19 protein-coding genes, 1 tRNA gene and 2 riboswitches are annotated in these 20,463 nt (G+C 66.9%); of the genes, 6 read left to right on the top strand and 14 right to left on the bottom strand.

The features are described from left to right. Positions 1 to 69: 69 nt before the first annotated feature. Entirely contained in the window at positions 70 to 915 is an 846-nt protein-coding gene (locus ACQCSW_RS04950; protein ID WP_426989759.1) for an inositol monophosphatase family protein, read from the bottom strand. Between the two features lie 32 nt (positions 916 to 947). On the opposite strand from ACQCSW_RS04950, the gene ACQCSW_RS04945 reads away from it, so the two are divergent. Further along, on the top strand, positions 948 to 1,574 hold the full coding sequence (locus tag ACQCSW_RS04945; RefSeq protein WP_426989758.1) for a hypothetical protein: 627 nt from the start codon (positions 948 to 950) through the stop codon (positions 1,572 to 1,574). On the opposite strand, the gene ACQCSW_RS04940 is transcribed toward ACQCSW_RS04945, so the two are convergent. Further along, positions 1,571 to 2,338 (bottom strand): DUF998 domain-containing protein, encoded by a 768-nt coding sequence (locus ACQCSW_RS04940; RefSeq protein ID WP_426989757.1) that lies wholly within the window; start codon positions 2,336 to 2,338, stop codon positions 1,571 to 1,573. The genes ACQCSW_RS04945 and ACQCSW_RS04940 overlap by 4 nt on opposite strands. An 83-nt stretch (positions 2,339 to 2,421) precedes the next feature. Between ACQCSW_RS04940 and ACQCSW_RS04935 the strand changes: the two genes are divergently transcribed. From ACQCSW_RS04935 to ACQCSW_RS04925, 3 genes are all read left to right on the top strand, one after another. Next, a tRNA-Arg gene (locus ACQCSW_RS04935) sits at positions 2,422 to 2,494 on the top strand. Position 2,495: 1 nt separating this feature from the next. After that, entirely contained in the window at positions 2,496 to 2,972 is a 477-nt protein-coding gene (locus ACQCSW_RS04930; protein WP_426989756.1) for a DUF6314 family protein, read from the top strand. A 61-nt stretch (positions 2,973 to 3,033) separates the two neighbouring features. Next, entirely contained in the window at positions 3,034 to 3,453 is a 420-nt protein-coding gene (locus ACQCSW_RS04925; RefSeq protein ID WP_354155781.1) for an NUDIX domain-containing protein, read from the top strand. 60 nt (positions 3,454 to 3,513) lie between these two features. Here the strand turns inward: ACQCSW_RS04925 and ACQCSW_RS04920 are convergent, their stop codons facing one another. Continuing rightward, positions 3,514 to 5,427: an ABC transporter ATP-binding protein gene (locus tag ACQCSW_RS04920; protein WP_426989755.1), complete on the bottom strand. Its 1,914-nt coding sequence runs from the start codon at positions 5,425 to 5,427 to the stop codon at positions 3,514 to 3,516. Beyond that, entirely contained in the window at positions 5,424 to 7,088 is a 1,665-nt protein-coding gene (locus ACQCSW_RS04915; protein ID WP_426989753.1) for an ABC-F family ATP-binding cassette domain-containing protein, read from the bottom strand. Before ACQCSW_RS04915 ends, ACQCSW_RS04920 begins: the two co-directional genes overlap by 4 nt. 252 nt (positions 7,089 to 7,340) lie before the next feature. Between ACQCSW_RS04915 and ACQCSW_RS04910 the strand changes: the two genes are divergently transcribed. Continuing rightward, on the top strand, positions 7,341 to 8,087 hold the full coding sequence (locus tag ACQCSW_RS04910; RefSeq protein ID WP_426989752.1) for a hypothetical protein: 747 nt from the start codon (positions 7,341 to 7,343) through the stop codon (positions 8,085 to 8,087). Continuing rightward, on the top strand, positions 8,084 to 8,821 hold the full coding sequence (locus ACQCSW_RS04905) for a hypothetical protein (protein WP_426989751.1): 738 nt from the start codon (positions 8,084 to 8,086) through the stop codon (positions 8,819 to 8,821). Before ACQCSW_RS04910 ends, ACQCSW_RS04905 begins: the two co-directional genes overlap by 4 nt. Positions 8,822 to 9,057: 236 nt before the next feature. On the opposite strand, the gene ACQCSW_RS04900 is transcribed toward ACQCSW_RS04905, so the two are convergent. From ACQCSW_RS04900 to ACQCSW_RS04855, 10 genes are all read right to left on the bottom strand, one after another. Then, complete coding sequence (locus tag ACQCSW_RS04900) at positions 9,058 to 12,099, bottom strand: alpha-mannosidase (protein WP_426989750.1); 3,042 nt, start codon at positions 12,097 to 12,099, stop codon at positions 9,058 to 9,060. A gap of 138 nt (positions 12,100 to 12,237) precedes the next feature. After that, positions 12,238 to 13,155, bottom strand: coding sequence for a formate dehydrogenase accessory sulfurtransferase FdhD (gene fdhD, locus ACQCSW_RS04895; protein ID WP_426989749.1), 918 nt, complete (start codon positions 13,153 to 13,155; stop codon positions 12,238 to 12,240). Positions 13,156 to 13,281: 126 nt separating this feature from the next. Then, positions 13,282 to 14,718 (bottom strand): molybdopterin molybdotransferase MoeA, encoded by a 1,437-nt coding sequence (locus ACQCSW_RS04890; protein ID WP_426989748.1) that lies wholly within the window; start codon positions 14,716 to 14,718, stop codon positions 13,282 to 13,284. Beyond that, on the bottom strand, positions 14,684 to 14,977 hold the full coding sequence (locus tag ACQCSW_RS04885) for a DUF6457 domain-containing protein (protein ID WP_426989747.1): 294 nt from the start codon (positions 14,975 to 14,977) through the stop codon (positions 14,684 to 14,686). The genes ACQCSW_RS04890 and ACQCSW_RS04885 overlap by 35 nt, the downstream gene beginning before the upstream one ends. Further along, positions 14,974 to 15,714 carry a molybdenum cofactor guanylyltransferase gene (mobA, locus tag ACQCSW_RS04880; protein WP_426989746.1) on the bottom strand — a complete coding sequence of 247 codons (741 nt, stop codon included), beginning with the start codon at positions 15,712 to 15,714 and terminating at the stop codon, positions 14,974 to 14,976. Before mobA ends, ACQCSW_RS04885 begins: the two co-directional genes overlap by 4 nt. Before the next feature lie 60 nt (positions 15,715 to 15,774). Then, complete coding sequence (locus tag ACQCSW_RS04875) at positions 15,775 to 16,275, bottom strand: HNH endonuclease (RefSeq protein ID WP_426989745.1); 501 nt, start codon at positions 16,273 to 16,275, stop codon at positions 15,775 to 15,777. A gap of 236 nt (positions 16,276 to 16,511) precedes the next feature. Further along, entirely contained in the window at positions 16,512 to 17,258 is a 747-nt protein-coding gene (locus tag ACQCSW_RS04870; RefSeq protein WP_426989744.1) for an NlpC/P60 family protein, read from the bottom strand. A gap of 171 nt (positions 17,259 to 17,429) precedes the next feature. Further along, positions 17,430 to 18,104: a C40 family peptidase gene (locus ACQCSW_RS04865; RefSeq protein WP_426990623.1), complete on the bottom strand. Its 675-nt coding sequence runs from the start codon at positions 18,102 to 18,104 to the stop codon at positions 17,430 to 17,432. A 70-nt stretch (positions 18,105 to 18,174) separates the two neighbouring features. Next, a riboswitch (cyclic di-AMP (ydaO/yuaA leader) is annotated at positions 18,175 to 18,337 on the bottom strand. Between the two features lie 148 nt (positions 18,338 to 18,485). Further along, positions 18,486 to 19,304, bottom strand: a complete 819-nt coding sequence (locus ACQCSW_RS04860; RefSeq protein WP_426990622.1) for a M23 family metallopeptidase — start codon at positions 19,302 to 19,304, stop codon at positions 18,486 to 18,488. A gap of 9 nt (positions 19,305 to 19,313) precedes the next feature. Further along, positions 19,314 to 19,526: riboswitch (cyclic di-AMP (ydaO/yuaA leader) on the bottom strand. Between the two features lie 161 nt (positions 19,527 to 19,687). Beyond that, complete coding sequence (locus ACQCSW_RS04855; protein ID WP_354249595.1) at positions 19,688 to 20,383, bottom strand: metal-dependent transcriptional regulator; 696 nt, start codon at positions 20,381 to 20,383, stop codon at positions 19,688 to 19,690. Positions 20,384 to 20,463: the final 80 nt, after the last annotated feature.

Raw genomic sequence — 20,463 nt, 5'->3', positions numbered from 1 at the left:
TGTCCAGATAATGCGACTTCGAGCGGCTCGAAGTCGCATTATCTGGACAAAAACTCCAATGGTCCGGACTCAGGCCACGGAGCCCGACTCGAGGGCCGCACGCAACTCCCGTACCGCCGTCGTGCCTCCCGCCATAAACCATTCCAGGCCGTTGACCAGCACAGTGTCTGTGGCGCCGCCGGCGGCGCGGACGATTGCCTTGCCCGGCAGCCAGTCCCATTCCGGGCAGCTGTGCTGGAACCAGCAGCCCAGCTGGCCATCGGCCACCCTGCCCAGGTCGCAGGACCCGGAGCCGAACATCCGCAGCGCAGCGGCGGAGGTCGCGGCCGCGTGCCACGGCATTGCGCAGAGCGGATCCATCAGCCAGGTGGGGTGGATGTAGGTGGCCGCGCCGAGTTCGGCCAGCGCGGTTGCGTTGCGCGAGCGGCCGTCCTGGACAGTGCCCGAGTCCCGGTAAGCGGTCAGCTCCTCGCCGTTCAGCGTGGCTGCGTGGGCCTTGCCGCCGAGCCAGAGTTTGTCCTCGTCGGGCTGGAAAATCGCGCCGAGCAGCACATCGGACGAGTCCTTCAGCGCGAGGGCCGAGCACCAGTACGTGGAGCCGTGCAGGAAGTTGTAGGTGCCGTCCACGGGATCGATCACCCAGGTGCGGCCGCTGGTGCCCGCCACAGAGGCGCCCTCCTCCCCAAGGATGCCATCCTCCGGCCGGCAACGCTGCAGCTGCCCCAGCACGTAAGCTTCCGCCGCGTGGTCCGCAGCGGTCACCACGTCGGAGATGGAGGTTTTCTGCTGCGACTGGAGTCCGGCCATGCGCATCAGGAGCGCGAGCTGCCCGGCTTCGCGCACCAGCGCGGATGCCAGCTGGTAGTCGTCCAGGGCGGGGTCAAGTTCAAGGGCGCTGTGCCGGCCAGTGGTCATGGACCCAGTTTATGTGGCGGGATAATGGTGCCATGGCCAAAACCCCAGCGCAGCGGATCAAGAAGCACGGCTCCAAGGCGGCTGTTCCACAGCACAGCCTTCCGCCGGTCATCAACCCCTCCACCAGCCGTTCGCCGCAGAAGGCCCAGAACAACACCAACCTGATCCTCATCGCGGGCGTGGTGGCCAGCCTGTTCCTGTTCTGGTACGTCCACCTGCTCACGCTCCAGCAGCTCACCCAGCTCTCCGGCGGCCTGGCCATGCCGGACTCCCTGGTGGGCGGTTTTGACGCCGGCTATGTTGGCCAGTTGAACGCCGACATGGACGACGACGCCCGCGGCCAGCTCAACTACGTCCACAAGACAGCCGGCACCCTCTTCCCGCTGATCTTTGGCTTCACCTGGCTGCTGCTCATCGGGACCAACGTAGCCAGGAAGACGCTCCGCTGGGCCCTCTGGGCTGTGCCGCTGCTGTTTGTGGTGGTCCGGCTGTGGGGCAATGTTGCCATCGATGCCGCAATGGCTTCGGAAACGGCCGACGCCGGCCAGGTCGCCTTGGCTTCCACGCTCACCGTAGCGGGCTGGGCGCTGTTCGTCCTCAGCCTCCTGGCGGGGGCAGCGGCAGTGTTCCTGCGCAAAAAGCCCGCAAAAACCGGCTAGGCGCGCGCCGCCCCAGTAACCCGGCCGCGCCGCTCCTTGCGGTGCCGGTGCAGGCGTTGGGCGATCACCAGGCCCGCCGCAGCCACGCCCACGGTGACCGGATAGCCCATCAGCCGTTCCAGGGTGCCCGGCTCCGGCACGTCCATCCCCGTGAGACCGCCGGTCACCAGTGCGGCGAGCGACACCAGCCCGCACACCAGGACGAACCACCCCAGGGGCGTCTGCCGCAGCCACAACGCGCCCAGCAGCAGCAGGGCAAGCGCGCCGGCCATGAAGTACATCAGGGCGCCAGTGAAGTGCCAGCCGGAGCCGACGTCCTCCGGCACCATGCCCACGATCAGGGTCCCGGCACCGGCGGTGCCGGTCAGGATCCGTACCCAGATCGCGGCCAGCCAGGGCTTCCGGCGCTCCGGCTGGACCCGGGCCCCGGCCCGGGCGGCGACACACAGCAGCCCCGAACCCAGCAGCAGCGCACCGAGCAGCATCCCCAGCCCCTGGACCATAAACGAGGCGTTCATCAGCCAATGCAGCGGCGAACACACGTCCCGCCCGTCGTAGATCCCGCAGTTAAGCGCGCCAAGGTCGCTGATGTATCCGGTCCGGCGGTCGTAGGGCTGTGGCCCGCCCCAGGCGCCGATCACGGCCGTTTCCGCCACAAAATACTGCAGGACGCTCAGGACGGACCAGGCTCCGATGTACTGGCGGGTGGAGGCAGTGTCCGGGAGGTAGGCCACGGCGGGGGCGGGCGTCGGGGCTGATCTCATGCCAAGAGCGTAGTACGGCCTCCCACCTTGTATGCTTGTATCCGTGTCCGGACGGACCGGCCCTGCCGGAACAGCGGACACGCGCCCTCGTAGCTCAGTGGATAGAGCACGGCTCTCCTAAAGCCGGTGTCGTTGGTTCGATTCCAATCGAGGGCACTTGAATCTTCCTTCACCGGAGTTCGACCTCCGCGCCTACCTGCTCGGCCCCTCGCCGGCCGGGAACGGGCCCGTTCAGGGAAACTGGGCCGTTGAACGGCAACTGCTGGACCGGTCCACCGGCACCCACGGAACCTTTTCCGGCGTCGTCCGTTTTTCCCCCGCGGACGACGGCGGCCTGTCCCTCCGCGAAGAAGGCACCATGCGCTGGCCCACCTTTACCGGCCCCGCCTCCCGCGAATACCTCCTGAAACCCGCCGACCGGCCTGACGCCCTGGACGTGTTCTTTGCCGACGGGCGGCCCTTCCACCGGATGAGCTTCACGCCCGAGGCCAACCTGGACCGGCACTGGTGCGATCCCGATACGTACCGCGTGGCCTACGACTACCAAGGCCCGGACACGTTCAGTTACACGTGGGAGGTGACCGGCCCACGCAAGGACCTGCTGCTGACGTCCGCCCTGAAGCGGCAGGTCTGAAGCGGCAGGTCTGAAGCGGCAGGTCTGAAGCGGCAGGTCTGAACAGGCTAGGCTCGGAACCGTGAAAGCCCGCATTGTTGTCTCCGCCGTCTGTGTCTTCGACGACGCCGGCCGGCTCCTGACCGTCCGCAAACGCGGCACCAGCATGTTTATGCACCCGGGAGGCAAGCCCGAGGCGGGTGAAACCGCCGTCCACGCCGCGGCGCGGGAACTTCAGGAGGAAGTGGGGATCGTGGTGGATCCGCGCGAGCTGGAGCTGATGGGCGTCTGGATCGCCGACGCCGCCAACGAGGCCGCCACGGACATCGAAGCCACCGTGTTTACCGCGCCGGGAACCTGGACGGCGCACCCGTCAGCGGAGATCGCCGAGATCCGCTGGCTGGACCTGGCGGCGCTGGACCGGGGCGCGCCACTGCCCGCAGACCTCGCCCCGCTGCTCACGGACCACATCCTGCCCGAGCTGGCCGCGCTCCGCCGCTGAGGGGTGAGATCCCGGCGCTTCAGGCGGCGCTTGGCGACGGGATCTCACCCCTAGGTGAGGCTAGTACTCCGGAACGGCTTCCGCTGCCACTGCCGAGGCCTCGGCGAACTGCGTCTGGTAGAGCTCGGCGTACCGTCCCTCGGCGGCCAGCAGCTCCGTGTGGTTACCGCGCTCCACGATCTGCCCGTCCTCCACCACCAGGATGACGTCGGCGGCGCGGATGGTGGACAGCCGGTGGGCAATCACGACGGCGGTGCGCCCCTCGAGCGCTACGCCCAGGGCCGCCTGTACGGCGGCTTCGTTCGTGGAATCCAGGGCGGCGGTGGCCTCGTCGAGGATGACCACGCGGGGCTGGGAGATCAGCAGCCGCGCGATGGTGAGGCGCTGGCGTTCACCGCCGGAGAGCCGGTAGCCGCGCTCCCCCACCACGGTGTCCAGCCCGTCGGGCAGGGACCGGATCATGGTTTCGAGGCGGGCCTGCCGGATGGCGTCCCACATGTCCTCCTCGGTGGCGTCCGGCCGGGCGAGCCGGAGGTTGGAGGCGATGGATTCGTGGAACAGGTGCCCGTCCTGGGTGACCATGCCCAGCGTGTCCCGCAGGGAATCGAACGTGGCGTCCCGGACGTCCAGCCCCGAGCCGGGAAGTGTGCCGCCCAACCGCACAGCGCCGGAATCGACGTCGTACAGCCGGGAAAGCAGCTGCGCAATAGTGGACTTTCCGGCACCCGAGGAACCCACCAGGGCGACGGTCTGCCCCGGTTCCACGCGGAAACTGATGCCATGCAGCACCTCTTCGCCGCCGCGGGTGTCCAGCGTGGACACCTCCTCGAGCGAGGCCAGCGAGACCTTGTCCGCCGAAGGGTAGGCGAAGCGGACGTCGTCGAACTCCACTGACACGTGTCCCGGCGGGATGGCCACGGCGTCGGGCTTCTGCTGGATCAGGGGCTTGAGGTCCAGGATCTCGAAAACCCGCTCGAAGCTGACCAAGGCACTCATGATTTCCACGCGGGCGTTGGACAGGGCGGTGAGCGGTGCGTACAGGCGGGTCAGCAGCAGTGCCAGCACCACCACGTCGCCCGCGGCGAGCTGCCCGCCAATGGCCAGCCAGCCGCCCAAGCCGTAGACCAGGGCCAAGGCGAGCGCGGATACCAGCGTCAGCGCGGTGACGAAGGTGAACTGCAGCATGGCCGTGCGGACGCCGATGTCCCGGACCCGTCCCGCGCGGACCGCGAACTCGCGGGATTCCTCGTCCGGCCGGCCGAAGAGCTTCACCAGCGTGGCGCCGGGAGCTGAGAAGCGCTCGGTCATCTGGGTGCCCATGGCGGCGTTGTGGTCGGCGGCCTCGCGGCGAAGGTCCGCGAGCCGGGATCCCATCCGGCGGGCGGGGATGAGGAAGATCGGCAGCAGGATCATGGCCAGCACGGTGACCTGCCAGGATGTCCCGAGCATCACGATCAGTGTCAGGATCAGGGCCACCACGTTGCTGACCACGCCGGACAGTGTGCCGGCGAAGGCGGACTGCGCGCCGATGACGTCGTTGTTCAGCCGGCTGACCAGGGCCCCGGTGCGCGTACGGGTGAAGAACGCGATGGGCATCTTCTGCACATGGTCAAAGACCCGGGTGCGCAGGTCCACGATCACGCCTTCGCCGATGTTGGAGGACAGCCAGCGGCTGACGAGTCCCAGGCCGGCTTCGGCCACGGCCACCACGGCGATCAGCATCGCCAGCCGGATCACTTCGTCCGTACCCGCCTTGGCCACAATGGCGTCAACCACCTGGCCGGCCAGCACGGGCGTGGCTACAGCCAGGAACGCCATCACAATGGACAGCGCCACAAACGCGATCAGTTTTGTCCGGTGCGGGCGCGCGAAACCCAGGACCCGTTTCAGGGTGGCCTTGGAGAAGGGCCGGGAGCCGTTCTTGGCCCGGGAGATGTTGTACAGGGAGTGCCAGGCGACGCCGTCCATGCTCATCGCTGTTGCTCCGTTGCGTCTGCCATCAGTTCAGTTACCGTTCCGTTGTCCACATTCCACCGTACATCCAGCCGCACGTTCTCCAGCAGCCTCCGGTCGTGGGTCACCAGCAGCAGCGCGCCCTCGTAGCTTTCCAGGGCTTCCTCCAGCTGCTCGATGGCGGGCAGGTCCAGGTGGTTGGTGGGTTCGTCCAGGACCAGCAGGTTCACCCCGCGCGCCTGCAACAGCGCCAATGCAGCGCGGGTGCGTTCCCCCGGCGACAGGGAATCCACGGGGCGTGTGGTGTGGTCCGCCTTCAGCCCGAACTTGGCCAGCAGGGTGCGGACCTCCGCCGGCGTCAGGTCCGTCAGCACGGCTTCGACGGCGTCGGCAAGGAAGAGGCTCCCGGCGAGCAGTCCGCGGGCCTGGTCAATTTCGCCGATGGCCACCGAGGCACCCATGGCCGCGTTGCCGGCGTCAGGGGCCTGGACGCCCAGGAGCAAGCGCAACAGCGTCGACTTGCCGGCTCCGTTGGGGCCGGTGATGCCGATCCGCTCCCCCGCGTTGAGCTGCAGGTTCACCGGGCCTAGCGTGAAGCTTCCCTGCTGAACGACGGCGTCACGGAGGGTTGCCACCACCGCACTGGAGCGGGGTGCTTGGCCAATGGTGAACTGCAGCTGCCATTCCTTCCGCGGCTCCTCCACCACGTCCAGCCGGGCAATCCTGGATTCCATCTGCCGGACCTTCTGGGCCTGCTTTTCCGACGACTCGGTGCTGGCGGCCCGGCGGATCTTGTCATTGTCCGGGCTCTTCTTCATGGCGTTCCGCACGCCCTGGGAGCTCCACTCGCGCTGGGTCCGGGCACGGGAGACCAGATCTGCCTTGGTGGACGCGAACTCCTCGAACTTTTCCCTCGCGTGGCGCCGCGCCACGGCGCGCTCCTCCAGGAAGGCCTCGTAGCCGCCGTCGTACACAGCCACTGAATTCTGCGCCAGATCCAGTTCCACAATGGTGGTAACGCAGCGGGCCAGGAACTCGCGGTCATGGGACACCAGCACCACACCGCCGCGCAGGCCCTGGACAAAAGCTTCCAGTTTGGCCAGGCCGGCCAGGTCAAGGTCGTTGGTGGGCTCGTCCAGCAGCACAACATCGAACCGGCTGAGCAGCAGCGCCGCAAGGGCAACGCGGGCGGCCTGGCCGCCGGAGAGCCCGGTCATGGGAGCGTCCGCTCCGGTGTCCAGACCGAGGTCGGCCAGGACGGGCGGGATGCGTTCGTCGAGGTCTGCCGCACCTGATGCCATCCAGCGGTCAAAGGCCAGGGAGTAAGCGTCATCGGCTCCCGGTGCGCCGGAGCCCAAGGCTTCCGCGGTGGACTCCATCTCCACGGTCGCCTGGGCGCAGCCGGTCCGGCGGGCGATGTAGCCGGCCACGGTCTCGCCTGCGACGCGCTCGTGTTCCTGGGGCAACCAGCCCACAAACGCATCGGCGGGGGCGAGACTGACGCTTCCGCCCTGGGGCTGGTCCACGCCGGCCAGCAGGCGCAGCAGGGTGGATTTGCCGGCGCCGTTGGCGCCCACCACACCCACCACGTCGCCGGGGGCCACCGTGAGGGAAAGTTTAGCGAAGAGTGTCCGGTGGTCGTGGCCGCCGGAAAGATCTTTGGCAACAAGGGTTGCAGTCATAGGTAGGTCTATCCTCTCGCCGCCGCCCGGCCGGAGGAGTCCCGCCTGAATCGGCCCGAAACTGCGGTGAATCCGCAATGTGCCGCCCCGAAAAGTGCCGGGGCACTAAAGAGCCCGCCGGTCCGGACTTGGGGGGTGTACGGACCAACGGGCTCGACCATCAAGCATAGTCGACTCAGCACGCCGCACCAAACCGCCTGCGGGAGATCAGGCTAAAATCAGAAGCGACCATCCGTTCTGCAGAGAGCCGTTATGACCATTCCTGCCAAGGCGTTCCAGCGCTGGCTGCATGGCATCGCCCCCCACACGAGCACGTCCGACATCTGCCGCGTGTCCGGCATCAAGCGGACCACACTGGCCCAGCAGCTTGTCCGTGGCAAGGTGGCAGAGGCAACAGTGGTGAGCATCAGCCGGGCGTACAACGTCAACCCAGTCTCGGCGCTGGCGGCGTTCGACGCTTACAGCCAGCTCGCGGACGCGGACCCGCCCACCAGGTCCGAACTCGTCAGCCAGATCTCCACCCCGGACCTCCTGCGGGCAGTTTTGGCCCGTTCCGCCGCGGACCCGGGCGGCGTGCCGGCGGCTGCCGCGCCGGCCGGTTCGTCCGCGTTGGACCCGGCCCCGCACGCTACTTCGGTCAAGAACTGGGTGGAGGCAATCGACGACGGCGAACTGCGGCACCGGGTCTCCGCCGCCACCGGAATCGCTCCGCAGAACTATTCGGCACAGCTGACAGCTAACCGGCTGGCTCCGGAACTGGCATTTGCCACCTCCCTTGCCGCCGGCGTCGGCCCGGCCAGCGGCCTGGTGGCCACCGGGCTGGTCACGGAGGCGGAAGCCGGCTGGCCGCCCGGAGCCCGGCAGTCCGCGCTCGACAGCCTGTCCGAAGGCGAGCTGACCACCTTGGCCGGCGACCGGCTGCAGACACTCGGCAGGGCCCTCCGCCGGCAGGAACATGACCATGAAAAAACCGAAAAGATCTGGGAGAACCTGGGATGATCGAAATCCTGCAGTGGTCCACGCTGACTGTCTGCGGCCTGGTGGCCGTCGCCCGCGTTCCCAGTGCCCTAAGGGGGACGAACAGGACACTCTTCTACATCTTTTCGCTGATGACGCTCGCCATCCTCCTCAGCATCCAGGCGCCGTATTTTGCCATCGACCAGGCGCTCGGCGGTGTTAATGCGGCCAACCTCCTGCTCCGCTTTGTCATCTTCGCCGCTATTTTCTTCGTGGGCATCCGCGTCACCCGGGGCTTTGGGGCCGACGATGCGTACCGGCTGCTCACCGGACAGATCGGGATGGCCGTCCTGGGCCTGATCTCCCTAGCCGTGATCGTGCTGTTTCTGTTGATGGATACGGCGGGGTCCTCCGCGGGCATGGGCTCGGTGTCAGTCAAGGACGCCCGGAACGGACTGCTGGTTGAGTACTACGGTGCCGCAGGCCGCACCTACCCTGCCTACGTTTCACTGGTCCTGCTGCCAGCCATGGTCCGGGCCTGCCGGAGCAATTTTCCGCTCTTGGTCCGGGTGGCGGCATTCCTGCTGGCGCTCGGAGCGATTGCCATTGGCTCGAGCCTGTCGTTCCCGGTGCTCCCACCGGCGTTGGGCTCAGTGGAGTTTGTCATCAACTACACAGCCGTCCTATGTTTTGTCATCGGGCTGGCGCTGATCTGGGTAGCCAAGCTGTGGTCCGGGCGGAGCGGGCCGCGGCAAATAACTTCTACTGCAAAGTAACCATCACACTTTCACAAAATCATTAGACATGGCACAATCATGAATGTGTGAAGTTGGGCGCCGGTGTTTTCGAACGGGGATAGATTCTTGGACGCCGGGCCTGTTGACTCTTTGCATTCTTTGGGGGGATGAGTGGTGGCGGGCCGTTGGGGACCGCCCCCACTCAGCCGTTTAACGGCCAGGTCCCTTTCTGACCGGCCCGCCCGCTGACCGGACAGCTGGCATCCATGCCGCACCTACCGCGCGAACCTCAGGGTCACCAGCTGGAACGCACGCAGCGAGAGCTCCACCGATCCGTGCGCTGAAGCGGGTTTGACGCCCGGGGCGTCGGTGGCCCGCTCCAGCAGATCCGTGGCCTGGACGTCCTTGACCGGGAAATTGGCCGTGAGTACGCCTGCGGACCGTTGCCCCAAGGACTCGTAGAGGCGGACCACAAGATCACCCGAACCGTCCTCGGCAAGCTTGACCGCCTCGATGACGAGGGCAGGGTTGTCCACGGAGAACAACGGCTCGACGCCGCGGGCGCCCTTGACCAGCCGGGGTGCAAGGTTGGTGCGGTACCCCTCTTCCACGGCTTCGGCGATTCCGGCGCCGGGACGGATCGTCACGGTCAGTTCCTGGTGGCCGCGGTCCGCCGTCGGGTCCGGGAACTTCGGTGCGCGCAACAGGGAGAGACGCACCGAAGTGGTGGTCCCGCCGTCGGAATCCCGCACGCTCCTGGTGACATCGTGTCCGTAGGTGGCCGCATTGGAAATCGCGACGCCGTAGCCGGGCTCGGCCACGTGGATCCAGCGGTGCGCGCAGATCTCGAACTTGGCGGCCTCCCACGAGGTGTTGACGTGGGTGGGACGGAAGACATGTCCGAACTGGGTCTCTGAGGCGGAGCGGTCCGCTCTGACGTCCAGCGGGAAGCCCAGTTTGAGCATCTTCTCGCTCTCCTGCCACTCAACGGCCGTGGTGATGGTGAGGGAGCCGCTGCCGGCATCCAGGGTGATCCGCTGGGTGACCGGTGACGAGCCGGCAACCCGGTCCACCACCACAACGGCACTGGTTCCGGCGTGCTCCACCCGGATGGCCTGCGCCGCCGTGAGGGCGGTGACGTTGCGGCGGTAGAACTCATCGATGTCCCAGGCGTCCCACTCGTTGGGCGTGTCCCGGTGCAGTTCCAGCAGGTTGCCTCGCGCTCCGGGCGCGATGGCTTCCCGTCCCGTGGCGTAGTCGGTGAGGGAGGCAAGCAGGCCATCGGCATCCAAGACAGCCCTGATGATGCCGTTGTCCAGCACATAACCGCCATCCACAGCAGTTGCCTGAACCGGCCGGCTGGCCAGCGAAAGCTCTGCGGCAGCCAAGGCCGCAACACCGTTGCGCGCGTGCGGTGCGGCGTTGAGCAGGAATGTCCGCGACCCCTCACCGAGGAGCGCGGCCGCTGCCTGCCCAATGAGGGTTTCGAGGCTGGCGCTGATGGCGGCGTAGTTACGTTCCGCGTCCTGGTGGACCCAGGCGATGGAGCTGCCGGGCAGGATGTCGTGGAACTGCTGCAGGAGCACCAACCGCCAGAGCCGCTTCAGCTCGGCCGCCGGGTACTGGAAGGAGCCGGCGCCGCGGACGGCAGCGGTGGCACACCAGAGTTCGGCCTCGCGGAGCAGGTGTTCGCTGCGCCGGTTGCCGCGTTTGGTCTGGGCCTGGCTGGTGTACGTGCCGCGGTGGAGTTCCAGGTACATCTCCCCCACCCAGACAGGCACGGAGGAATACTCGTCCTCCGCCTGGGTGAAGAAACTCTCGGCGGAACCCACACGGACTTTGGGCGAACCTTCGAGGTCTGCGGTGCGGCTGGCGGCAGCCAGCATTTCACGGGTCGGCCCGCCGCCGCCGCCGCCGTCGCCGTAGCCGAACGGGACGAGCGAGGTGTTGCCGCGCCCGTGGTCGCGGAAGTTCCGCTCGGCGTGGGCCAGTTCGCGTCCGCTGAGCTCGGCGTTATAGGTGTCAACGGGCGGGAAGTGCGTGAACAGCCGGGTGCCGTCGATGCCTTCCCAGTTGAACGTGTGGTGCGGCATGCGGTTGACCTGGTTCCACGAGATCTTCTGCGTGAGGAACCAGCGTCCGCCCGCCGACTTGACGATCTGCGGCAGGGCCGCGGAGTAGCCGAAGGAATCCGGGAGCCAGGCTTCGCGGCATTCGACCCCGAACTCGTCGAGGAAGAAGTTCTTGCCCTCAATGAACTGCCGGGCCATGGCCTCGCCGCCGGGCATGTTGGTGTCCGACTCGACCCACATGCCGCCCACCGGAACGAACTGCCCGGCCTTGACCTTCTCCCGGATCCGGCCGAAAAGCTCCGGGTAGAACTCCTTCATCCAGGCCAGCTGCTGGGCCGAGGAGCAGGAGAACACAAAGCCCGGATCTTCATCCATCAGCGCCACCACGTTGGAGAACGTCCGGGCACATTTGCGGATGGTTTCGCGCACCGGCCAGAGCCAGGCGGAGTCGATGTGGGCGTGGCCGGTAGCCACCAGCTGATGGGCGGAAGCGTAGGCGGGCCTGGACAGGACCTCGGCCAGGGCTGCCCGCCCGGCTGAGGCGGTGCCGGGGACGTCGTCGGGATCCATCTGGTCCATCATGCGCTCCAGCGCACGGAGGATCTCATGGCGTCGCGGCTGCTCCGGGGGGAGCTCGTGCATCAGCCCGGCCAGGGTCCAGATGTCCTGCTGGAGTTCCCAGACTGTCTGGTTGAGTTCGGCGATGGCGATCCTGCCCAGCCGGTATTGCGGTGCCGTGCCGGCCGTTGCCTTATCTCCGTAAGGTGTGGCGGCGAAGGTCCAGCCCTGCGCCATGTCCGGGTTGGCGGCCGCTTCAACGTAGAAGTCAACGGACATGCCGCTGCCCAGGAGCTTAAGGGGAATGTACTGGTTCCGGGGCGAAATGGCCTTGATGATGGTGCCGTCAGGGCGCCAGGCGATTCCCTCGCACTGGAAGCCGGGGGCTTCGTTGATGAAGCCAAGATCCACCACGATTTCCACCGCGGTGTCCGGGCCGGTGCCCCAGGCCTCCGGGACGTCGCCCTGCAGGCGCAGCCACTTGGTGCCCCACGGCTTGCCCCAGGCAGCACCGTGTTCCTGCGGCGCGAAGTGATTCCGCAATGCTTCCATCACTGACACCGGTTCGCCGGGTGCATCCCAGCTGCTCAGGTTCAGCGGAACGGTGCGGGCGTAAACGGCGGGAATGATCCGCTCGCGGACAAACCGGTCCAGGCGGACTTCGGTGATCCGGCGGTCGTCATGCAATGTAAACCCTCTTAGGTGCTTGAACTGGCGTACTCGAATCCGGACCAACGCGTCCAATCGATGGATAAAATCTACCGGCTAGTAGCTCAATAGCCAAGCCTCACCGGAAATCTTCACCGAAGGTGCTGACGCTGTTTTTTATCCGTTCGCGCGGACCCCTGCCGGGTCCTCCCCGGGAACCTGCGCGGGAACCTGCGCGGCGGGCAGCGTAATCCTGCCCTGTCCGGCGTAGATATTCAGGCTGGTGCCCCTGCTGAATCCTGCCAGGGTCATGCCGCTGGCCTCCGCCAGCTCCACAGCGAGGCTCGACGGCGCGCTCACCGCCGCCAGCACGGGAATGCCCGCCAACGCTGCTTTCTGGACGAGTTCAAACGACGCGCGGCCCGATACCTGCAGGACCAGACCGGTCAGCGGAAGCAACCGCTCCCGCAGGGCCCAGCCCACCACCTTGTCCACGGCGTTGTGGCGTCCCACATCCTCGCGGAGGCACAAGAGCTGCACGCCGCCGTCGTCCGTTATGCGGAAGAGGCCCGCGGCGTGCACTCCGCCGGTGACGTCAAAAACGTCCTGGGCTTCGCGGAGCCGCCCGGGCAGGGAAGCCAGAACGTCAGCGGGCACGGTCAACGGATCCGCCGCCGGGCTGAAATGGGAGGACTTGCGCACTGCCTCGATCGAGTCCGTGCCGCAGATACCGCAGGAACTTGAGGTGAAGACGTTTCGCCCCTTCGCCGGGAGCTCGACGTCGGGCCGCAGCTGGGCTTCCACCACGTTGAAGGTCTGGACGCCGTTTTCGTCTTCGCCGGCGCAGAACCGCAGCGACACCAGCTGCTCGGGAGCCCAGATGATCCCCTCGGACACCAGGAAGCCGGCCACCAGGTCAAAGTCGTCCCCGGGCGTCCGCATGGTTACCGAAAACGACAGCGAACCGATCCGGATTTCCAGCGGCTCTTCGACGGCGAGGACGTCCTCCCGGTGGCGGACCGGGAACTCAAGGGCCTTCGGCGAGCCATCCAAAACGTACTTGTGCACCTTGCGGCGCTGCGTCACGCGCCCCATCAGCGAACCGCCAGACTGTCTCGAAGGGCCCCGTGGACGTTCCGGACCTGCCGGCTGGCGCTGTTCATAGGTCCATCATCGCACCACGGGCGGGGCTGAGGCGTACGTGATCCCGCAGCACGGCGCCTACCCCAGCAGGGCACTCCAGTCCACCGGGCCGGCAGGCTTCGCGGCGTCCTTGCCTGCCGTCCGGGTGGCTGCCTTGGCGGCGGGCCGGCCCTTGGGCTTGGTACCCGGCTGCTCGGGCGCGGGCACCGGCGGCCCCCACGGCAAGGCGAACGCCGGGACGGATTCGCCCAGCTGCACGCCATGCGGCGGAACAACCATCACCCCGTGCGCCGACGCCAGCCCGCGCATCATCCCGGGACCTGTGTGCTTGGCCGGTGAGGCCATCCCGTACAGCAGGCGGAAGGGCATCAGCCTGGTCCGGCCCGGTTCCGGCTCGATGGTGGTTCCGCACGGGACCTCCTGCACCGGCGGCATGATGCCGTGGCCCAGCGCCGCCAGCAGCGGTTCGCCCACCGTGGACAGTGCCATCATGGCGGCCAGCGGATTTCCGGGGAGCCCCAGGACAAAGCGCCCGTCGGGGAGCTCGGCCAGGACAGCCGGATGGCCGGGGCGCATGGCGATGCCGTCGATGACCAGCCGCCCGCCCAGTTCCGCCACGGCCCGGCGGAGGTGGTCGGTGTCCGAGACGCCCGTGCCGCCGGTGGTGATCACGACGTCGGCCGGCAACGCGGAGGGGTCCGGCACGTCGGGTGGGAGGTCCGCCAGGCCGTCCAGCCACTCAGCATAGGAGTCGCCGATCCGTTCCTGGCCGCCGTTGATGCCGCCAAGCATTTCCACGACGGCCGCGAGCTGCGGGCCGAAGGTGTCCCGGACCTGTCCGGGGACCGGCAGCCCGTGGGCCACAACTTCGGAGCCGGTCAGCAGGAGTTTAACCACCGGCTTGCCCTGGACCAGCAGGTCATCGTGCCCGGCCAGGGCTGCGACCGCCAGATGGGCCGGATTCAGTGTTACGCCGGCCTTGACCAGCACCTCCCCCGCGGCGGCTTCCTCGCCGGCCTTCCGGATGTGCTGGCCGTTCCCGGGCTCGCCGGGGCGGGCGGTGCCGCCGGTCATCAGCAGCGGCAGGCCGTCGTCGTCCGTTCCAAGCAAGGCACTTTCGCTGCGCAGGACCGCCTTGGCGCCGGGCGGGATCAGTCCGCCCGTGACGATGGGGCTGGCCTGGTGGGGTGCCAGCCGGTGGCCGGCCTCCGCCACGATCCACGGGCCGCTGCCGTTGACGGCCCAGCCGTCCATCGCAGACGACGCATAGTGCGGCATCTCGTGCAACGCGGTGATGTCGCTGGCCAGGACCCTGCCCAGGGCCTGGCTCAGGGAAACCCGGCCCGGCGGAATCGGCGTTGCGATGTCAAACGCGACTTTGCGCGCCTCGTCCCAGGTGTGGGCAAGGTGCTTTGCCGGGGCTGTCTGCTGCTCGGGGTTTTCGGATACGTCGCCGGGGGCGGCGGTCACTGAACGGGAGTCATTCGACGGGGGTCCCGGCGGATTCGGCGTCATAGTCTGCAGCCAGGGTCCGGGCACGCTCCATCGCAGCGGTCATGGCGGCGGCGTTCGTGGACTGTCCCGATCCCGCAGCCAGGCCGGCGGCGAAACCGGCAATAAAGGTGGTGAGCGGGGCGGCCGGGCGGACCACTGAGTGGGCTGCCACGCCGGCCAGCGACAGGATGGTGTTGACGTCAATCTGGACGTCCTCCAGTTCATATGCCTGGAGCAAGGCCCTGCACCACTCTTCCAGCGTCTCGTCCTGGCTTTTCACGCTCTGCCTCCCAAATCATCTGCGGCGGTGTTGCCCCGGAGCCCGCTCATGGGATCCGGGCCGTCCACTCCAAGTGCGGCGGCATCGTCCCAGGTGTCCACGTCGGCCGTGGAGCCGGCCGGAACGGCGACAAGCTGCACGTCCAGACTAGCAAGGAGTGCCCGCACCGAACCGTTGATTAAGCGTCCTGTGCTTTCCAGTTCCGCCACGGATCGTTGTAGCGCGGCCGTGCTATAAAAACCGACCAGATGCTGGCGGCGGCCATCCTCCGAGACCGCCACCAGGCCGTCCGGTTCCAAGCCCGCGGGCTGTCCCGCGGAGTGTCCCCCGGCGGCGAGTTCTCCGGCGGCCGGTCTTGCGGCGGCGGGTCCTCCTGAACCCAGCGCAGCCTTCAGCGCCGCCACCGCCTGCCCTACGTTGGGCATGTCGCAGGCCAGCACCAGTGTCAGCCGGGGACGGTTGCCGTCCGCAGCGGCCAGGGCTGAGAGCCCGGCTGCGATAGCGGCCGCAGGACCGCCAAACGGCGGTTCTTCGCGGCAGCGGAGTAACCCTGCAGGGACATCCCCGGCGTCCGGACCAACCACGACGGCGGCCCGGGCTCCCCCTGCAGCGGCGGCGGAGCGGCGTAACAGGGAGCCGCCGTCGTACGTCAGACTCTGCTTGGGCACACCACCGAGCCGCGACGAGCGGCCGCCGGCGAGGATGACGGCATCGAAGTCGAGGGGGTCAGCGTCCACCCTCCCAGCTTAACCGCGCAGGCTGGAATTACCGTGTGGACTGGATTTCAGGTGGCCTGTTCAGGCGGCCCGTTCCGGCAGCAGGAACGGGTCCCAGGCCGGCGTGGGCTTCTCAAGTTCCCTAATCTGCCAGATGGTGCCACGCGGCGGTTCCGGGACAAACCTCAGCTTCCAGCCCATTTCAGCGGGGGTGTGGTCGCCCTTGGTGTTGTTGCAGCGGAGGCACGCGGCCACCAGATTCTCCCAGGAGTCGGCGCCGCCACGTGATTTGGGCTGCACATGGTCGATGGTGTGGGCACCTTTGCCGCAATACGCGCACCGGTGACCGTCCCGCCGCAGGACTCCGCGGCGGCTGGCTGCGGTGCTCTGGTTATATCTGGGGCGGATGTAGCGATTCAGGAGAATCACGGACGGGCGGCCCAGGATCTCCTGCGGTCCCACCACAGGGTCATCGCCCTCGGCAATAACACTGGCCTTGCCCGTGAGCACAAGCACCAGCGCCCGGCGGAAGGTGACTACCGCCAGCGGTTCATATCCAGCATTCAGAACGAGAGTGCGCATGCACGTACCTCTTCGTGGCCGCACCCGTCAGGGGCACGAGGGCCGGCTGCCCCCGGCATATCCGGGCTATGGATCGACACCACAAGAGTAAACAAAGAATCCCGGGATCAACTAATCCCAGCCGTGGCCGCAGTCACGTGTCGGGCCTGGGCACCCGTCCGGATCAGTGCAGTTGCCCGGAGACAGCAAAGGACCCCCGCCGTGAGGCGGGGGTCCATTGAAGACTGGATCAGCTGCTAGGACACGCGGATGTAGACCGGTCCTGAACCAACGTTGGCGCTGAACACAACGGTCTGGTTGCCGTTGTAGCCGCCGTGCACTGCCTGGCCGTTGCCGGCGTAGACGGCAATGTGGGCAACGCCTGCGCCGCCGTCGGCGTAGTAGAGCAGGTCGCCGGGCTGGGCCTCGGCGGCGCTCACGGTCTGCCCCAGGGACAGGTAGCCTGCGGGCCAGCCGTGGTAGTTGATGCCCACGGCGGCCAGGGCGTTGGTCACCAGCATGGTGCAGTCCTGGTTGACGCCGAGCTGTGCGTAGGCTGCCGACAGGATGGCCTGGCCCTTGCTGCTGGCGGCGACCGGCGCCTTCGGGGCGGCAGGCGTTGCTGACGCTACGTTGATGGTTGCCGCTGCCTTGGCCGGAGCCGGAGCTTCAACAACAGGCTCGGGAGCCTCAACCGGAGCCGGTGTGGTGGTCACGGCAGGCTTCTCGTAGGAGATGGCAATGGTGGAAGCAGCCGTAATGATGGCCGGGGCGGAAACCCCAACCTCAAGGTTCGAAGCGGAAGCCGCTTCACGCTGGACTCCGGTGTCTGCCGCGTTCGCAGCGAGACCACTGGTCAGGACAAGGCCGGAAGCAGCAGCGATAACCGCGGCCTGGCGACCCATGCCGCCGGCGTTGTCGCCGACAGCCTTGGCAATGACAGCCAGCGAGTTGGTCTTGGTGACCTCGGCGCGGTGCCGTGCAACAGTTGCACGTGTAGTCATTAATTTCTCTCTTTCGTTTTCCTCAGGACCGCGTGGGCAGCCCGAGGGCGTTGGACGCGCCGGCATCTTGGGGGTACGCCGGCACATCCCGAACGGGGATTTAGCGAAAAGTTTCCAGCGAAGAAACGGTTCCGGCGGCACAGGGCTGCAGGAACTACTGGATGGAAGGAACTACGGGGCCAGCGTGAAGAAGGATCCGCCGCCCGTGGATGCCACGGAGTGGAGCAGCGTGCCCTGTGACGGGTTCAGTGCGCTGATCATCATGCCGTTGCCTACGTAAATGCCAACGTGGGCGCCGCCATTCTGCATGACCAGGTCACCGGGAGCCGGTGTGGCGGTGGGCCGCATGACGGTCCAGGCATTGGTGCGGGGAATGCTGATGCCGGCCTGGGCGTAGACCCACTGCGTGAAGCCTGAGCAGTCCCAGCCATTGGGAGTGGTGCCGCCCCAGAGGTAGGGGTGGCCGATACCGGTGTAGGCAAGTGCTGCCAGACCCGAAGCGGCGGCGGAGGAGACAGTGTCAGCGAGCTTGGAGGCCGCGGCCTCGGTTGCGGCAGCACCCTGAGCCCCGGTCTCGGAGCCCGTGGACTGCGCACGGAGCGTCTCAACCTTCGGTGCCGGCGTGGTCTTGATCACGGGGCGTTCGAAGGAAACGGTAGCCGTGGGCGCCGCAGTGACGGCAAGTGCCGTCTGTGCGGCCCCGGACTCGGTGGAGGCGGAAACGCCGGCGGTGGTATCCGCGGCGTTGGCCGGAAGCCCCATGCTCAGGATCAGACCTGATGCAGCTGCGATAACAGCAGCCTGGCGACCTACGGTCCCGGCATTGGCACTGACCGCCTTGGACACGGAGCCCAAGGGGTTGGTGCGAACCGGTTGTGCGCGGTGGCGCGCAGAATTATGGCGTGAAGACACGAAGGTAGCCTCTCCCAATGCCTGCGAGGTGAGCTGTCGGATTCGGATGGGAGTCACCCGGCCGCGCTGCTTCACAGTGGAAGCTTTGCGACTTAACCCCAAGGCCTTCAGAATCGAAGACCAAAATTGGTTCCCCCGCCCCTGCCAGACGATGTCATGCGAACGGACCTTGAGCGGTGGCAGAGCTAGGCAATCCACTCAAGAACGTCAACTTCGGAAAAGTTGACGCGCTTTAGACGTTACAGGAGTTCCGAGCCAATGTCACATTCAGGTCACGGCACGTCGCTACGATTCGAGAGTTTGCCATCATTTGAGTCAGAGCCAGCCCATGGGATCGACTACTTCGCCGTTGACCTGAACCTCAAAGTGGAGGTGGCAGCCCGTGGAGGCACCCGTGGTGCCGCTGAGGGCCACTACGTCGCCGCGGCTGACGGTCTGCCCAACCTTCACATTGAAGGAGGACAAGTGGTTGTAGGTGGTTTCAAGGCCATTGCCATGATCCACCACCACGCGGTTGCCGCCGCCGAACTGGTGCCAGCTGGCGAACGTGACTGTGCCGCTGGCAGCAGCCATGACAGAGGTTCCGCACTGTGCCGCGAAGTCCTGGCCGCGGTGGAAGTCGCCGGTGCCGCCGGTAATGGGGCTGACGCGGAATCCGAAGGGTGAGACAGTAGTCAGTTGGGCCAACGGCGGGCCGAGGCTTCCGGCAGAGGCGGCGCGGGTAATGGATCCCGCGGACTGGGAGCTCAGCAGCTGCTTCAGCTTGCCGTCGGGGTCACCCTGGGTAACCACGGACGAGCGGCTGAAATCAATTCGGGCGGCGGCCTCGGCTGTAACTTCGGGCTGCGGAGCGGCGGAGACAGCCGACGCGGCCTGGCCGGGCTCCGGAGTGGCCATCACGGGGCCGGTCACAGGTACCGTCACGGTGAGCGCCAGGCCTGTGGCAGCCAGGGCGATGCCGACCTTCTGGCCGAGGCCACTGGCAGCGGCGAAATCTGTGATCTGCCGGAAGGGTCCCCGGCGGCGGCGTGCTTCCCGCTGCGGGTCGCGGGGCCTCTCCGCGGTGAAATCCTCGGCCGCTCTGGGCACCGAAGCGGGGCCCACCGCGCGACGGCGGCCCTTGGAATGTTGCATGGTCAAGAATGTTCCTCTCTGGATAGCCTGCGAAGTTAGCTGTCGGATTCGGGTCAGAGAGTTCAAAGACCCGGTCCGCCGTGACAAGCATTTGGCGCAGAGATATCCCGTGAGGATCCTTCGCTGGAAGAGGCTTGCTGCTGACGGACTTCACCCCAAGGCAGTCTGGCGACTGCCGGTTGTGGTTCCCCCGCCCCTGCCAGTTGGTGACTCGTGCACCTGATCCGCTGGCAGAGCTCGGCTCCGGATCAGGTAACGCTTTTGTATCGACGCTGAGTTTCAACTATAGGTGATTAAGTTGGACAGTAACAATTCCGTTATCTTTGCGGAACCTTACGTCACTGAGCTATGGCGCGGCCCCACGCGGGGGGACCGCCGTCCCGTCAGCGGACCGAAACGAAGACGTGCGCTGCCACTTCCGGGGGCAGTTCGAGCGCCCCCTCGATCCCCGGGACCCGCACGGAAATGTACTCCCCCACGCGCTCCAGAGACACCGAGGCGCCGGGCCTGATTCCGCCTTCGTCCAGCTGGACCAGCAGCTCGGGTTCCACCTGGATGGGCTCGGCGAGCCGGCTGACTCTCACGTTCGACGCCGGCCCGTAGCCCTGCATCGCGTCAAGGAGATTAATCACAGCGGCGTCAGGCAGCGCTGGCGCCGGCCCGCCCAGAGCCGCCAGCCCGGGGATGGGGTTTCCGTAGGGAGACTCGGTGGGATGATTGAGCAATTCGTAGATGCGCTGCTCAACGCGTTCACTCATCACGTGCTCCCAGCGGCACGCTTCATCGTGGACGTAGGCCCAGTCCAGGCCAATCACATCCGCCAGGAGCCGTTCCGCCAGCCTGTGCTTGCGCATCACTTCCGTGGCGCGTTTCCGCCCGGCTTCGGTCAGCTCCAGGTGGCGGTCTCCGGAGACCACCACCAGTCCGTCGCGCTCCATCCGGCCGATGGTTTGGGACACCGTGGGGCCGGAATGCCGCAGCCGTTCGGCGATGCGTGCGCGAAGAGCAACGATATTCTCTTCTTCAAGCTCCAAAATGGTCCGAAGATACATCTCCGTAGTATCGATCAGATCCGTCATCCAGCTCAGCTCCTCGAGCGCAGTACCTTGCGTTATCCCACCGTATCGCGTCCAGCAGCGGCGAGGTCCGGTAAAAAGCT

Origin of the sequence: Pseudarthrobacter sp. Y6 (genome assembly GCF_050156205.1) — a bacterium.
Taxonomy (GTDB): Bacteria; Actinomycetota; Actinomycetes; order Actinomycetales; family Micrococcaceae; genus Arthrobacter.
The sequence above is the reverse complement of the archived record's forward strand: the minus strand, read 5'-3'. Positions and strand labels throughout refer to the sequence as shown.